At 71.5% G+C, this 14,056-nt stretch carries 13 protein-coding genes and 1 pseudogene; 9 read left to right on the forward strand and 5 right to left on the reverse strand.

Annotation, left to right across the window (positions count from 1 at the left end):
• Positions 1-163: 163 nt before the first annotated feature.
• On the reverse strand, positions 164-1,183 hold the full coding sequence (locus ACFZBP_RS26445) for a hypothetical protein (RefSeq protein WP_391416616.1): 1,020 nt from the start codon (positions 1,181-1,183) through the stop codon (positions 164-166).
• Positions 1,176-1,736, reverse strand: a complete 561-nt coding sequence (locus ACFZBP_RS26450) for an RNA polymerase sigma factor (protein ID WP_383455857.1) — start codon at positions 1,734-1,736, stop codon at positions 1,176-1,178. The genes ACFZBP_RS26445 and ACFZBP_RS26450 overlap by 8 nt, the downstream gene beginning before the upstream one ends.
• A gap of 131 nt (positions 1,737-1,867) precedes the next feature.
• Between ACFZBP_RS26450 and trpS the strand changes: the two genes are divergently transcribed.
• On the forward strand, positions 1,868-2,881 hold the full coding sequence (gene trpS / locus ACFZBP_RS26455; protein ID WP_383455854.1) for a tryptophan--tRNA ligase: 1,014 nt from the start codon (positions 1,868-1,870) through the stop codon (positions 2,879-2,881).
• A 215-nt stretch (positions 2,882-3,096) separates the two neighbouring features.
• Positions 3,097-3,675, forward strand: coding sequence for a 2'-5' RNA ligase family protein (locus tag ACFZBP_RS26460; protein WP_383455852.1), 579 nt, complete (start codon positions 3,097-3,099; stop codon positions 3,673-3,675).
• A gap of 160 nt (positions 3,676-3,835) precedes the next feature.
• On the opposite strand, the gene ACFZBP_RS26465 is transcribed toward ACFZBP_RS26460, so the two are convergent.
• Positions 3,836-4,591, reverse strand: a complete 756-nt coding sequence (locus tag ACFZBP_RS26465) for a decaprenylphospho-beta-D-erythro-pentofuranosid-2-ulose 2-reductase (protein ID WP_391416620.1) — start codon at positions 4,589-4,591, stop codon at positions 3,836-3,838.
• Between the two features lie 26 nt (positions 4,592-4,617).
• Positions 4,618-5,973, reverse strand: coding sequence for an FAD-binding protein (locus ACFZBP_RS26470; RefSeq protein ID WP_383455845.1), 1,356 nt, complete (start codon positions 5,971-5,973; stop codon positions 4,618-4,620).
• Between the two features lie 133 nt (positions 5,974-6,106).
• Here ACFZBP_RS26470 and ACFZBP_RS26475 point away from each other — a divergent pair, with 133 nt between their 5' ends.
• From ACFZBP_RS26475 to ACFZBP_RS26490, 4 genes are read left to right on the forward strand one after another with little or no spacing between them, the layout of a single operon-like run.
• Positions 6,107-6,643, forward strand: a complete 537-nt coding sequence (locus tag ACFZBP_RS26475; protein ID WP_391416623.1) for a phosphatase PAP2 family protein — start codon at positions 6,107-6,109, stop codon at positions 6,641-6,643.
• On the forward strand, positions 6,636-7,628 hold the full coding sequence (locus ACFZBP_RS26480) for a decaprenyl-phosphate phosphoribosyltransferase (RefSeq protein WP_391416624.1): 993 nt from the start codon (positions 6,636-6,638) through the stop codon (positions 7,626-7,628). The genes ACFZBP_RS26475 and ACFZBP_RS26480 overlap by 8 nt, the downstream gene beginning before the upstream one ends.
• Complete coding sequence (locus tag ACFZBP_RS26485) at positions 7,622-8,098, forward strand: GtrA family protein (protein ID WP_391416626.1); 477 nt, start codon at positions 7,622-7,624, stop codon at positions 8,096-8,098. The genes ACFZBP_RS26480 and ACFZBP_RS26485 overlap by 7 nt, the downstream gene beginning before the upstream one ends.
• Positions 8,086-9,069 carry a YhjD/YihY/BrkB family envelope integrity protein gene (locus ACFZBP_RS26490; RefSeq protein WP_391416627.1) on the forward strand — a complete coding sequence of 328 codons (984 nt, stop codon included), beginning with the start codon at positions 8,086-8,088 and terminating at the stop codon, positions 9,067-9,069. The genes ACFZBP_RS26485 and ACFZBP_RS26490 overlap by 13 nt, the downstream gene beginning before the upstream one ends.
• Here the strand turns inward: ACFZBP_RS26490 and ACFZBP_RS26495 are convergent.
• On the reverse strand, positions 9,017-10,303 hold the full coding sequence (locus ACFZBP_RS26495; protein ID WP_383455832.1) for a D-alanyl-D-alanine carboxypeptidase family protein: 1,287 nt from the start codon (positions 10,301-10,303) through the stop codon (positions 9,017-9,019). The genes ACFZBP_RS26490 and ACFZBP_RS26495 overlap by 53 nt on opposite strands.
• Before the next feature lie 91 nt (positions 10,304-10,394).
• Here ACFZBP_RS26495 and ACFZBP_RS26500 point away from each other — a divergent pair, with 91 nt between their 5' ends.
• The 3 genes and pseudogenes from ACFZBP_RS26500 to ACFZBP_RS26510 all read left to right on the forward strand — a co-directional run bounded on the left by ACFZBP_RS26500 (position 10,395) and on the right by ACFZBP_RS26510 (position 13,993).
• Positions 10,395-10,634 carry an SCO4848 family membrane protein gene (locus tag ACFZBP_RS26500; RefSeq protein WP_062702372.1) on the forward strand — a complete coding sequence of 80 codons (240 nt, stop codon included), beginning with the start codon at positions 10,395-10,397 and terminating at the stop codon, positions 10,632-10,634.
• 57 nt (positions 10,635-10,691) lie between these two features.
• Positions 10,692-12,220: pseudogene (locus ACFZBP_RS26505) on the forward strand (metallophosphoesterase).
• A gap of 216 nt (positions 12,221-12,436) precedes the next feature.
• Positions 12,437-13,993, forward strand: coding sequence for an ABC transporter substrate-binding protein (locus ACFZBP_RS26510; RefSeq protein ID WP_391416629.1), 1,557 nt, complete (start codon positions 12,437-12,439; stop codon positions 13,991-13,993).
• Positions 13,994-14,056: the final 63 nt, after the last annotated feature.

Below are 14,056 nucleotides of genomic sequence, written 5' to 3' on the forward strand. Positions count from 1 at the left end.
GCCCCTCCGGCCCCCACGCCCGCGTGACCGGTCCTCCCGGCTGCCGACCCCATGTCCCCACATCCGAACCCCCTACCCGAGCGATCCCCGTGCGGCCCGTCCGCGAGCCGCGTGTCACTTCTGGTACACCGCCCGACCCGACTGGGTTCCCACCCCGAGCCGGCTATTTCGAAGAAGCCTCGGACGGTCGGCCGAGCGACCGCGCGACTTCCACCGCCCGCTCCTTCGACAGCACGCCTTCCAGCCGCAGCGTCACGGTCCCGCCGCCGGCCGGGCCTGCGCCGTCGGCCGCGTCGCCCCCATGGGTCCACAGCAGTGTCGGTCCCGCCGTCCGCTCCTCGCGGGCGTAGCGCTCCCCGTCCGCGTCCACCAGCCAGAACGTCAGCAGGTGCGGTCGGGGGAACCACAGGGCCGGGTCGGACCCGGCGCCGTTCGGCGTGTCGGGGCCCAGCGAGATCCACTCCGGCTGCTCGCGCACCGTCTTGGTGAAGCCGAGGTCCAGACTCGCCCGGCGCTCCTCCAGCCGTATCGTGCGGCCGTCGTCCCGCCAGCACAGGCTCACCACGAACCGCCCCCGCGGCTCACCCGTCACCGAGACGGTGTCCGGCATCCCGAGCTCCTGCGGGACCAGCGGCTCGAAACCGGCCCGGCGCTCCGCCTGGGCGAGCGACACCGAGCGGCCGCAGCCCGGGACCTCGGCGCCGGGGGAGGGCACCGCCGACGGGTCGTACCGCACTTCGACCCCGGCGAAGTCGAACCAGTCGAGGACCGCCGCCCGCACCGGAGGCGTGAGCACCAGCACCGCCAGCAGGCCGCACAGCGCCGCGGTCAGCGAACGCCACCGCACCCGTGTCCAGCGCCGCACCGCCCGCAGCCGCTCAGCGGCGCCCGGCGGCTCGGCCACCGGAACCGGCACATGCTCGGCGAGCAGCTGCCCCAGCACCCGCTCGACCATCGTCTCGGCGCCGTCCGCCGCGCCCCGCCCGTCCAGCGACCGCCCGAGCGCCCGCAGCTCCTCGGGCAGCCGGGCCGCGTCACCAGGCCGACCGCGGTCACCGGGGCCCCCGCCACCGGCGCGTCCAGCACCTCTGGCGCCCTCCCGGCCGTGCGCACGTCGGTCCTCGCTCTCGTACGCCTTCCGCCCGTCGCGGTCGCCGTCGGACGGCACACGTCCGTCACCCATGCTCATCACCTCCTTCCCGAGGCTGAAAATCCGGCAGCAGCCGCCCCAGCTTCCGCAGCGCGCGGTTCAGCCGGGATTTCACCGTGCCCCGGGGCCAGCCCAGGGCCTGGGCGGTCTCGGACTCGTCCATCTCCAGGAGATAGCGGTAGGTGACGACCAGGCGATGCTCCTCGCTCAACTTCTCCAGGGCGGCCTGGAGCGCGGCGCGGCGCTCTATCTCCAGCGCGGCCATCGCCGGGTCCGCCGACTCCGGTATCAGCGGCTCCGCCTCCACCAAGGCCGCCTCGCGCCCGGCGAGCGTGCGCTGACGGGCCGCCGTACGCACTGTGTTCCTCGTCTCGTTGGCCACGATGGCCAGCAGCCAGGGCTTGAACGCCGAGCCGTCCTTGAACCGGCCCAGCGAGCAGTACGCCTTGACGAAGGCCTGCTGCACCACGTCCTCCGCGTCCGCACCCGCCCCGAGCGCGGCGGCCGCCCTGAGCGCGATGCCCGTATGGGCCCGCACCAGCTGCGCGTACGCCTCCGGCTCTCCGGCGCGTACACGTGCGATCACCGCGGCCTCATCGACGATGCGGCCCCCCTCCCGCGTCCTCACACCTTTGTTACACCGCGGAGGACGGTTCGGTTCCCATCTGTTTCCCACCAGTTCCGGACCGGCCCCCGAGACCTGAGAGAATGGTGAGCATGGCCTCTGATCGACCCCGCGTGCTCTCCGGAATCCAGCCCACCGCAGGCTCGTTCCACCTCGGCAACTACCTCGGCGCCGTCCGCCAGTGGGTTGCCCTGCAGGAGTCCCACGACGCGTTCTACATGGTCGTCGACCTGCACGCGATCACGCTCCCGCAGGACCCCGCCGACCTGCGCGCCAACACCCGGCTCGCCGCCGCCCAGCTCCTCGCGGCCGGCCTCGACCCCGAGCGCTGCACGCTGTTCGTCCAGAGCCATGTCCCCGAGCACGCCCAGCTCGCCTGGGTCATGAACTGCCTCACCGGCTTCGGCGAGGCGTCCCGCATGACCCAGTTCAAGGACAAGTCCGCCAAGCAGGGCGCGGACCGGGCGTCGGTCGGCCTCTTCACGTACCCGATCCTCCAGGTCGCGGACATCCTGCTGTACCAGGCCAACGAGGTCCCGGTCGGCGAGGACCAGCGCCAGCACATCGAGCTCACCCGTGACCTCGCCACGCGCTTCAACGGCCGGTTCGGCGAGACCTTCACCCTGCCGAAGCCGTACATCCTCAAGGAGACGGCGAAGATCTACGACCTCCAGGACCCGGCGATCAAGATGAGCAAGTCGGCGTCCACGCCGAAGGGCCTCATCAACCTGCTCGACGAGCCCAAGGCCACCGCCAAGAAGGTCAAGAGCGCGGTCACCGACACCGACACCGTCATCCGCTACGACGCCGAGAACAAGCCGGGCGTCAGCAACCTGCTCACGATCTACTCGACCCTCACGGGTACGGGAATCGCGGAACTGGAGCAGAAGTACGAGGGCAAGGGCTACGGTGCGCTCAAGACGGACCTCGCCGAGGTCATGGTCGAGTTCGTGACGCCCTTCAAGGAGCGCACCCAGCAGTATCTGGACGACCCGGAGACGCTGGACTCGGTCCTGGCCAAGGGCGCGGAGAAGGCGCGTGCCGTTGCCGCGGAGACGCTCGCCCAGGCGTACGACCGGGTGGGTTTCCTGCCCGCCAAGCACTGAGCCCGCACCACGGCACACGTCCGGAACACGGACGTACCACCGCACAGCGCTGCACATCACTACGGTTGCGCCTGCCCGCAGCACCTCCGTAGCCGTACAGTCGATAGCCGAATGGCCGTATCAGCGGCCATTCACGCTCACCAACAGGGCATGAGCTCACAACAGGACGAGCCGTCCGCGACGGGCGGGCTCACCGACAGACGACAGGAGACGACGTGGGGACCGTAACGATCGGCGTGTCGATCGCGGTCCCGGAGCCTCACGGCAGCCTGCTCCAGGAGCGGCGCGCGGGCTTCGGCGACGCCGCGGCTCACGGCATCCCCACGCACGTCACCCTGCTGCCGCCGACCGAGGTCGACGCCGAGCTGCTGCCGGCGATCGAGGCGCACCTCCTGGAGGTCGCGGCCGCCGGGCGCCCCTTCCCGATGCGGCTGTCCGGCACCGGCACCTTCCGGCCTCTCTCGCCGGTCGTCTTCGTCCAGGTCGTCGAGGGTGCCGAGGCCTGCACCTGGCTGCAGAAGCAGGTCCGCGACGCCTCCGGGCCGGTCGCGCGGGAGCTTCAGTTCCCGTACCACCCGCATGTCACGGTCGCCCATGGCATCGACGAGGAGTCGATGGACCGCGCCTTCGAGGAGCTCGCCGACTACGAGGCCGGCTGGCCGTGCACCGGCTTCGCCCTCTACGAGCAGGGTCCCGACGGTGTGTGGCGCAAGCTGCGGGACTTCGCGTTCGGGGGGCCGGTGGTGCCTTCGCAGGCGGGGGCCGTGGAGCGCGGGTCCATCCCAGCGAATTAGCTCCGCTGGTTGGGGCGTGGGGTGGGGGCCGCGGTCGGTTCGATCTTGTGTGCGGCGTCGTGGGGGCTGGTCGCGCAGTTCCCCGCGCCCCTTAGGGGGTGTCCAGCCGCACATCGATACCGCGGCGCCCCCGCCCCTAAGGCCTGAAGAGAGCTGGGGGCTAGAAGGGCAGCCTTCGGAACAGGGGGCGCGGGGTGTGGCGTAGGGCTGACATCAGTAGGCGGAGGGGGCCGGGGACCCACACGGTTTCCGAGCGGCGGCGTAGGCCGGTCTCGATGGCTGTGGCTACTGCCTCCGGGGTGGTTGCCAGGGGGGTCGGCTCCAGGGGGGCGGTCATCTTGGTGTGGACGAAGCCGGGGCGTACGAGCATGACGTGGACGCCGGTGCCGTGGAGGGCGTCGCCGAGGCCCTGGGTGAAGGCGTCGAGGCCGGCTTTGCTGGAGCCGTAGATGAAGTTGGCGCGGCGGGCGCGTTCGGCGGCGACGGAGGAGAGGACGACGAGGGAGCCGTGGCCCTGGGTCTGGAGGGCGCTCGCGCTGACCAGGGTGGCCGAGACGGCGCCGGTGTAGTTGGTCTGGGCGACCCGTACCGCGCTCATCGGCTCACGCTCGTCGTGCGCCTGGTCGCCGAGGATGCCGAAGGCGAGCAGCACCATGTCGATGTCGCCCTCGGCGAAGACCTTGCCGAGCACCGTCTCGTGGGACTCGGGGTCGAGTGCGTCGAAGGCGACCGTGCGCACGTCGGCGCCGAGCCCGCGCAGGTCGGCGGCGGACTGCTCCAGGGCGGGTGAGGGGCGGCCCGCGAGCCACACGGTGCGGGTGCGGCGCGCGATCATGCGGCGGGCGGTGGCCAGCGCGATCTCGGACGTACCGCCGAGGACGAGCAGGGACTGGGGGAGGCCGAAGGCGTCCTTCACGACAGCTCCTAGGGATCCGGTGGGTTCTACAGGGCGAGGCGGCGGGCCAGGTCCGACACGAAGACCCCGTGCGGGTCCAGGTCCGCGCGCAGCGAGCGGAAGGCGTCCAGGCGGGGGTACATCGCGGCGAGCAGCTCGGGCCGCAGCCGGGAGTCCTTGGCGAGGTACACGCGCCCGCCGGCCGTGGCCACGTCCTCGTCCAGCGCGTCGAGGAGCGCGCCGAGGCCGGGCAGGGCGGCCGGGATGTCCAGGGCCAGCGTCCAGCCGGGGACGGGGAAGGAGAGCCAGCCGGGGTCGGCGTCCCCGAAGCGTTTGAGGACGGCCAGGAACGACGGGCAGCGGTGCTCGGAGATGCGCCGCACCACGCGGTGCAGGGTCTCCTCCTGGCCGTGTCCGACGACGAACTGGTACTGCACGAAGCCGCCCCGGCCGTAGATCCGGTTCCAGTGCGGCACGCCGTCCAGCGGGTGGAAGAAGGTGGTGAGCTTCTGCAGTTCGCCGGTACGCGCGCGTGGCGCCCTGCGATACCAGAACTCGTTGAAGCAGGCCACGGTACGGCGGTTCAGCAGGCCTTCAGGCAGAAGGGCGGGCGGGGCCGGCAGCCGGGAGGGGCGGAAGGCGAGCGGGTCCCTGCGCGCGCGCGTGCCTGCGCGCAGGGCGTCCAGGGGCGCGTGGTCGCCGCGGGTCAGCACCGCGCGGCCGGTCGCCGCGCCGCGTGCCAGCAGGTCGATCCAGGCCACCGAGTAGCGGTAGTGGTCGTCGGTGGCGGCCAGGCGGGCCATGAGGTCGTCGAGGTCCCGCGCGCGTTCGGTGTCGACCGACATCAGCGAGGTCTGCACCGGCTGGAGTTGGACGGTGGCGGTGAGGATCACGCCGGTCAGGCCCATGCCGCCGGTGGTCGCGTCGAACAGGGGCGTGCCGCGGCGGACGGTGCGGATCCCGCCGTCGGCGGTGAGGAGTTCCAGCGACAGCACGTGACGGGAGAAGGCGCCCGAGACATGGTGGTTCTTGCCGTGGATGTCGGCGCCGATGGCACCGCCGACGGTCACCTGGCGGGTGCCGGGCGTCACCGGCACGAACCAGCCGAGCGGCAGCAGCACCCGCATCAGCCGGTGCAGCGAGACGCCCGCGTCGCACGAGACGGTGCCGCCGTCGGCGTCGATCGCGTGGATGCGGTCCAGGCCGGTCATGTCGAACACCGCGCCCCCGGCGTTCTGCGCCGCGTCCCCGTACGCCCGTCCCAGGCCCCTCGGGATGCCTCCGCGGGCCCCGCAGTCCCGGACGGCGGCCGCGGCCTCCTCGTACGTCCTGGGACGGATCAGACGGGCGACGGTGGGGGCGGTGCGGCCCCATCCCGTGACGGAGACGGTGTCGGCAGGCATGTCGGCGACCGTAGCGCCCGTTTGTGAGCGATCAGTTATGAAACATCCCTGCTCTCCCCGAAATGGGTGATTAATGGGATGTCGCTCAATATTGCCGTAATTCTGGCTGTGTCGGCGTGAACAGTGAGTCCACATGGACCACCTCGACGACATCGATCACCGAAGCCTTTGGGGTGCGGACCGCAGAATCCTCTCCGCGTTCCATGCCCGTGGCGCGGACCCGCGCGTCGCCACCGCCGCGCGTGCCCTCTCCTGGGCGGGCGAGCACGGCGCGCTGTGGCTGGCGGCCGGGCTCGCGGGGGCGGCCGTGGACGCCGGTCGACGCGGCGCCTGGTTGCGCGGGACGGCGCTCACCGCCGGTGCGCACCTCGTCAGCAGTGGGGTGAAGAGGGTGGTGCGCCGCCCGCGTCCGGCGCACGTCCAGCCCTTGGTGCGCACCCTCGGTCGGCACTCCTTCCCCAGCTCCCATGCGGCCTCCGCCTGCGCCGCCGCCGTCGCCTTCGGCGCGCTCGGGGTCCACGCGATCCCGCCGCTCGCCGCCGCGATGTGCGTCTCGCGCCTGGTCGTCGGCGTGCACTACCCCTCCGACGTGGCGGCGGGCGCGGCGCTCGGGGCACTCACCGCGCGGATCGGGGCGCGCTGGATGAGGAAGGGGGGCGCCCGTGGCTGAGACCGCGCCCCTGAAGAGTGCCGCGCGCATCAGGGAAGCGGCGCTGCACGCCCAGCGCACGCCCCCGCGACGGCCCGTACCGCCCCCTCCCCGAGGCGGCCCCGGCGCGCTGCTGAAAGGTCTCGTCAAGACCGCGCGCCCCAAGCAGTGGGTCAAGAACATCCTGGTCATCGCCGCCCCGGCCGCCGCAGGCCGGCTCTTCTCGGCCCACGCCCTGACCCAACTCGCCCTCGTCTTCGCCCTCTTCACCGCCTGCGCCGCCGCCGTCTACCTGATCAACGACGCCCGTGACGCCGAGGCGGACCGCGCGCACCCCGTCAAACGCCGCCGCCCGGTCGCCGCCGGACAGGTCCCCGTGCCGGTCGCGTACGCCGTCGGAGGCGCCCTCGCCGTCCTCGGGCCCGTCGCCGCGGCCCGGCTGACCTCGCCGGCCGTCGCGGCCCTGCTGACGGCGTACATCGGCATGCAACTCGCCTACTGCGTCAGCCTCAAGCACGTCCTGGTCGTCGACCTCGCCGTCGTCACGACCGGGTTCCTGATGCGGGCGATGGTCGGCGGGCTCGCGCTCGGCATCCCGCTGTCGCGCTGGTTCCTGATCACCACCGGGTTCGGGGCGCTGTTCATGGTGTCGGCCAAGCGCTACTCCGAGGCCGTGCAGATGGCCGGGAAAGCGGGCGCCACGCGCGCGTTGCTCACCGAGTACACCACCGGCTATCTGCGCTTCGTGTGGCAGCTCGCGGCCGGCGTCGCCCTCCTCGGGTACTGCCTGTGGGCCCTGGAGGAGGGCGGCGACCCGCACACCGGGGTGCTGCCCTGGCGGCAGCTGTCCATGGTCGCCTTCACCCTCGCGATCCTGCGGTACGCCGTCTTCGCCGACCGCGGCACCGCCGGCGAACCCGAGGACGTCGTCCTGCACGACCGTGCCCTCGCCGTCATCGGCCTGGTGTGGCTGGCGATGTACGGGCTGGCGGTGGCCAATTGGTAGCCACGCGCGCGTGGCGCGGCCGAGGACAAGCGGCCCGCACGCGGGCGTGGGGCGACCGGAGCGAGTTCCTCGGCTTCGCCGCCGTCGGCCTCCTCGCCTACGCCGTCGACCTCGCCCTGTTCACCTTGCTCCGCGGCCCGGCCGCCCTCGACCCCCTCACGGCCAAGGCCCTCTCCTTCGTCGTCGGCTGCACGGTCGCCTACGCCGGCAACGCCCTCGGCCCCTACCGCCACACCCGGCCCCGGGGCCTGCGCCCCTACGCCGTCTTCTGCGCGGTCAACGTCGCCGGAGCCGCCGTACAACTCCTCTGCCTCACCGTGAGCCACTACGGCCTCGGCCTCACCTCCCAGCGGGCGGACACCGTCTCCGGAGCGGGAATTGGCATGGCGCTGGCTACCGTGCTGCGGTTTTGGGGCACTCGGACATTGGTCTTCCGCGTGGAGGGCAGAGTCGGATCATGGACTGGCTGAAGAAACTCCCCGTCGTCGGGTCCGCGGTGACCCGGCTGATGACCACGCACGCGTGGCGGTCGTACGAGCGCATGGACCGGGTGAAGTGGACACGGCTGGCCGCCGCCATGACGTTCACCAGCTTCGTCGCGCTCTTCCCGCTGCTCACCGTGGCCGCCGCGATCGCCGCGGCGACCCTCAGCAAGGACCAGCAGAACAGGCTGGAGGACAAGCTCGCCGACCAGGTGCCCGGCATCTCCGACCAGCTCGACATCGGCGCGCTGGTCCAGAACGCCGGCACCGTCGGCCTCATCGCCGGTGCCGTCCTGCTGTTCACCGGCATCGGCTGGGTCGGCTCCATGCGCGAGTGCCTGCGCGCGGTGTGGGAGCTACCCGACGACGAGGAGAACCCGGTCCTGCGCAAGACCAAGGACGCGGGCGTCCTGGTCGGTTTCGGCGGCGCCGTACTCGTCACGCTCGCCGCCTCCGCCGTCGCCTCCGCCATGGTCGGCTGGATCACCCGGCAGATGGGCATCGACGAGGACGGCTGGGGCGGGATCCTGCTGCGGATCGCCGCCTTCCTGATCGCCGTGCTCGCCGACTTCCTGCTCCTGCTGTACGTCCTGACCCTGCTGCCCGGGGTCGAACCGCCGCGCCACCGGCTGATGGTGGCCGCACTGATCGGCGCGGTCGGGTTCGAACTGCTGAAGCTGCTGCTCAGCGGCTATATGCAGGGCGTCGCCACCAAGAGCATGTACGGCGCGTTCGGCGTGCCGGTCGCCCTGCTGCTGTGGATCAACTTCACCTCGAAGCTGGTCGTCTTCTGCGCCGCCTGGACGGCGACGCGGAGCAAGGAGACCGAACTCGCCGACTCTTCCGAGGAGTCCGGGGACGCGCCCGACGACTCTCAGGCCGAAGACCGGCCCGGGAAACCCGGACTCAGGAACGGCCCCGACGGCGCACCAGGTCGGGCAGCGGCCACCGGCGGTTGATCAGGAACGCGCCGCCCGCGAGCAGCACCAGCAGCCCGCCGGCGATTCCGATCGCGATGCCCATGCCGCTCGAACCGCTCGCGGCCGACGCGCCCACCGCCGACTTCGAGGACTTCTCGGCGTCCCCGGCGCCACCGGCCTCCCCGGCGTCGTTCGCACCGGGCTGGGCGCTCGCCTGCGCGGTGCCCCTCGGGGCGACCAGCTCACCCACCGGCTGCACCTTGCCGGCCGCCTGGAAGCCCCAGTCGAAGAGCCGCGCGGTCTCCTTGTAGACCTCGTTGTGCTCGCTCTTCTCCGGGTTCATGACCGTGACGAGCAGCACCTTGCCGTTCCGCTCGGCGACGCCCGTGAAGGTGGCGCCGGCGTTCGTGGTGTTGCCGTTCTTGACGCCCGCGATGCCCTGGTAGACGGGCACGTCGCTGTCGCCGGACAGCAGCCGGTTGGTGTTCTGGATCTCGAAGGACTCGCGGACCGACTTGCCCTTCTTGTTCTTCGTCGTCGCGCCCGGGAACTTGGCGGTGACCGTCGAGCAGTACTCGCGGAAGTCCTTCTTCTGCAGCCCGGAGCGCGCGATCAGCGTCAGGTCGTACGCCGACGACACCTGCTCGGGAGCGTCGTAGCCGTCGGGCGACACCACGTTCGTGTCGAGGGCCTGGAGCTCCTCGGCGTGCTCGTTCATCTCCTTGACCGTGTTGTCGATGCCGTGGTTCATCTTCGACAGCACGTGCACGGCGTCGTTGCCGGAGCGCAGGAACACCCCGAGCCACAGGTCGTGCACGGAGTACGTCTCGCCCTCCTTTATCCCGACGAGGCTGGAGCCGGACCCGATGTCCGCCAGGTCGGACGGGACGACCTCGTGCTTCATGGTCTTGGGGAACCTCGGCAGCACCGTGTCGGCGAACAGCATCTTCATGGTGCTCGCGGGCGGCAGCCGCCAGTGCGCGTTGTGCGCGGCGAGCACATCGCCGGACTCGGCGTCGGCGACGATCCAGGAGCGGGCCGTCAGGTCCTTGGGCAGCACGGGGACACCGGCCGCGAGGTTCACCTGGGTGCCGGCCTGCCCCAGCCGCTCGCCGCCCACGGTCGACATGTTCGCCGGAGGCGTGGCCGACGGGCTCGTACTCGGTGACGGCTCGGGGGCCGCGTAGGAGGCGGGCGCGGTCAGCGCGAGGGAGGACACGACGGCGGAAGTGACCAGCAGGGCGCGCCTGGCGGTCTTCTTGGGTGCGGGCACGACGGAGAACGTACATGCCCCACCCACGGAAGTCCCGCTTCTGCCGCTACCCCGCTCGGAGGGCCGAACCCGGGACGGTGATACTGAACGCATGAAGCTCAGCCGCCCCGTCTCCTGGTTCCTGCTCGCCTTCGGGGTGTGGAGCTGGGTCATCTGGGTCACTTTCGTCAAAAATCTGATCAAGGACAGCAGCGGGCTCGCGTTCGACGACGGTCACCCGACGGCGTACTTCTGGGTGCATCTGCTGCTCGCCGTCGTCTCCTTCGTATTGGGGACGGTCGTCGGGGTCATCGGGTTGCGTGGAGTGCGCGCACTGCGCCGGACGTCATAGGAACTCGGCCAGGACCCGGGACGTTCACTCGACACGCAAGGGAAAGGGAACGTCGGCGTGGTCATCGTCTTCGCGCTTGTCGCACTGCTCGTGGTGTCCGTCCTGGTCGCGGGCAACTGGTGGATGTGGCGCCGTCTGTTCCGCGACACGACCCGCGGCCCCGGGTTCGTGCGCCGCGCGGGCGTGGTGGTGATCGCCGGTGGCTGGGCCCTGACGGTCGGCGCCCTGGTCGCCGAGCGCTCGGGCGCGCCCTTCTGGCTCCAGCAGGTCCTGGCCTGGCCGGGCTTCCTGTGGCTGGCCCTGTCGATGTACCTCATGCTGGGCGTGCTCGCGGGTGAGGTCGTACGGCCGCTGCTGCGGCGCCTGCTCGAGCGGCGGGCGCGCGCGCAGGAGGTCATGCCCGGCTCGGCACCGGCGGACGGCACGGCGTCCACGCCCGCTCCGGCGTCGACCTCTGCGACCGGCTCGATCTCGTCACCCGCCAACGGCTCAACTGCGACCTCCGTGGCCGCTACCAGCGGGACATCGGCTTCCGCGACCGCCGCCGCCGCGACATCGGCTTCCGCCACCGCGACCGGCGGGACATCGGCTTCCGCGACCGCCACCGGCACGGCGTCGACCTCCCCGACCGGTTCGGCCTCCGCCCTCACCGCCGACCCGCCCCCGGCCCCCGGACCGACCCGTCCCAGGTGTCCCCGGCGTCCCCGACCGACCCCACCCCGGCATCAGACCCCGCCACCCCGCCCCGCCCTCTGGCCACCCCCACCCGCCGTCTCTTCGTCTCCCGGGTCGTCGCCGGTGCCGCCGCCGCGGCCGCCGTGGGCACCGTCGGCTACGGCACCTACGGCGTCGTCAGAGGTCCCAAGGTCAAGCGGGTCACCGTCCCGCTGGCCAAGCTACCGCGCGCGGCGCACGGTTACCGGATCGCGGTCGTCAGCGACGTCCACCTGGGCCCGGTCCTGGGCCGCGGCTTCGCGCAGAAGGTCGTCGACACCATCAACGGCACCCAGCCCGACCTCATCGCGGTCGTCGGCGACCTGGTGGACGGCAGCGTGAAGGACCTCGGCCCGGCGGCGGCCCCGCTCGCCCAGCTCCGGGCGAGACACGGCGCGTTCTTCGTCACCGGCAACCACGAGTACTTCTCCGGCGCCGAGCAGTGGGTCGACGAGGTACGCCGCCTGGGCCTGCGCCCACTGGAGAACGACCGGACCGAACTGGCCCACTTCGACCTGGCCGGTGTCAACGACATCGCGGGCGAGAGCGAGGGCCAGGGTCCCGACTTCGCCAAGGCACTCGGCGACCGGGACAAGGCACGCGCGTGCGTGCTCCTCGCCCACCAGCCGGTGCAGATCCACGACGCCGTCGACCACGGCGTCGACCTCCAGCTCTCCGGCCACACCCACGGCGGCCAGCTCTGGCCGGGCAACCTCGTCGCGGGCATGGCCAACCCGACCCTGGCCGGACTGGACCGCTACGGCGACACCCAGCTGTACGTCAGCCGGGGCGCCGGCGCCTGGGGTCCGCCGACGCGCGTGGGCGCCCCGTCGGACATCACGGTGATCGAGCTGGCGTCCCGTCAGGCCTGACCGGCCTCGACCCGCCCGACCGTCCGGCGGCTGTGAGCGGCCTGTGAAACCTGCTGGAAACGCCCGTAGGTAAGTTCTTTCCCATGTCGCCAGAAAGCCCTTCCCCCTGGTGAAACAGGTGTGATTAGGTGTGCCCGCCACTTAGGGGAGTGGCGGATATTCACCTATTCACTGCTCATGTGGGGGCCCGTGAAGGGCCGGGGAGAGGGCACACCCATGCGTTCGATTCGCATGCGGATTCTCGCGACGCTGCTCGTGCTGGCGGCCGTGGGAGTGGGCGGCTGGCAGTTGCTGCCGTCGCAGCAGGACGAGAACAGGACCATCACGGTCGGCACGACGGACGCCGTCACGTCGCTCGATCCGGCCGGCGCCTATGACGCCGGCTCCTGGGCGCTGTTCAACAACGTCTACCAGTCACTGCTGACCTTCGAGCCGGGTGGCGTCGCACCCGAGCCGGACGCGGCGCAGAGCTGCGGTTTCGACGGCACCGACCTGAAGACATACCGCTGTGAGCTGCGCGAGGGCCTCACCTTCCCGAGCGGGCGGGTCATGACCGCGCAGGACGTCAAGTACTCCTTCGACCGCGTCAAGCGGATCAAGTCGGACGTCGGCCCGTCCTCCCTGCTGAGCACCCTGGCCTCGGTGAGCGCAAGCGGCCGCACGGTCACCTTCCGGCTGTCGTCGCCCGACGCCACGTTCCCGCTCAAGGTGGCCACCGGGGCGGGCGCCATCGTGGACCGCGAGAAGTACCCGGCCGACGCGCTGCGCACCGACAACGCTGTCGACGGCACCGGCCCGTACACCCTGACCGCGTACACGAAGGAGAAGGAGGCGGTCCTCGCCCCGAACACGCAGTACAAGGGCGCCGTCAAGGGCACCGGCCGCCCCGTCGAACTGCGCTACTTCGCCGACGGGGAGGCCCTCGAGAGCGCCTGGAAGGAGAAGCGGATCGACGTCGCCACGCGCACGTTGCCGCCCGAGGTCCTCGCCGGACTGAACGTCGCCGACCCGGGCCAGCGTGTCTCCGAGGCCGACAGCTCCGAGATCCGCAACCTCTACCTCAACACCCGCAAGGGCTCACCGCTGCACGACGTCCGGGTCCGGCAGGCCATGGCCTGGCTGATCGACCGCGAGCGGCTGGCGGCCACGGTGTACAAGGGGACCGTCGACCCGCTGTTCTCGCTGATCCCGACGGGCATCACCGGTCACACCACGTCGTTCTTCGACACCTACCCCAAGCTGAACCCGGCCAAGGCGCGCGTCCTGCTCAGCGAGGCGGGGGTGAGCCTGCCCGTCCGCTTCACCTACGGCTATGGCGCCGGTCGCGGCGCGGGAGCCGCGGAGGCCGCGGAGATCAAGCGGCAACTGGAGGAGACCGGCCTGTTCAAGGTGACGGTCAAGAGCTACGAGTGGACCGACTTCCAGAAGCGCTGGGCGAGCGGCAAGCTCGACGCGTACGCCGTCGGTTGGGTCGCGGACTTCCCCGACCCGGACACCTACGGCGGCCCGCTCGTCGGCACCGACGGCACCATGAACACCGGGTACAGCGACAAGACCGTGGACCGGCTGATCACGGCCAGTCAGCAGTACGCCGACCGCAGCGAGGCCACGAAGGACTTCCGGCTGCTCCAGGAGGCCGTCGCCCGGGACGTCCCGGCGATTCCGCTGTGGCAGGCCAAGGAGTACGTGGTCGCCAGCGAGGAGGTCGGCGGGGGCCAGTACCTCTCGGACGGCACCGGTGTCTTCCGGCTCTGGCGGCTCACCTGGATCTGACTGAGTCGCTCCGGGGTGGTGGGTTTCGGCTGGATCGTGGCTGCGGGTGGTTTGTGGTTGCTC

It is taken from the genome of Streptomyces sp. NPDC008086 (assembly GCF_042957325.1).
Taxonomy (GTDB): Bacteria; Actinomycetota; Actinomycetes; order Streptomycetales; family Streptomycetaceae; genus Streptomyces.

Excerpts from the sequence above, each read along its gene's own strand:
- ACFZBP_RS26470 (WP_383455845.1), bottom strand. The coding sequence starts at position 5,973 with ATGCCTGCCGACACCGTCTCCGTCACGGGATGGGGCCGCACCGCCCCC.
- ACFZBP_RS26490 (WP_391416627.1), top strand. The coding sequence starts at position 8,086 with ATGGACTGGCTGAAGAAACTCCCCGTCGTCGGGTCCGCGGTGACCCGG.
- ACFZBP_RS26500 (WP_062702372.1), top strand. The coding sequence starts at position 10,395 with ATGAAGCTCAGCCGCCCCGTCTCCTGGTTCCTGCTCGCCTTCGGGGTG.
- ACFZBP_RS26510 (WP_391416629.1), top strand. The coding sequence starts at position 12,437 with ATGCGTTCGATTCGCATGCGGATTCTCGCGACGCTGCTCGTGCTGGCG.
- ACFZBP_RS26475 (WP_391416623.1), top strand. The coding sequence starts at position 6,107 with ATGGACCACCTCGACGACATCGATCACCGAAGCCTTTGGGGTGCGGAC.
- trpS (WP_383455854.1), top strand. The coding sequence starts at position 1,868 with ATGGCCTCTGATCGACCCCGCGTGCTCTCCGGAATCCAGCCCACCGCA.
- ACFZBP_RS26445 (WP_391416616.1), bottom strand. The coding sequence starts at position 1,183 with ATGGGTGACGGACGTGTGCCGTCCGACGGCGACCGCGACGGGCGGAAG.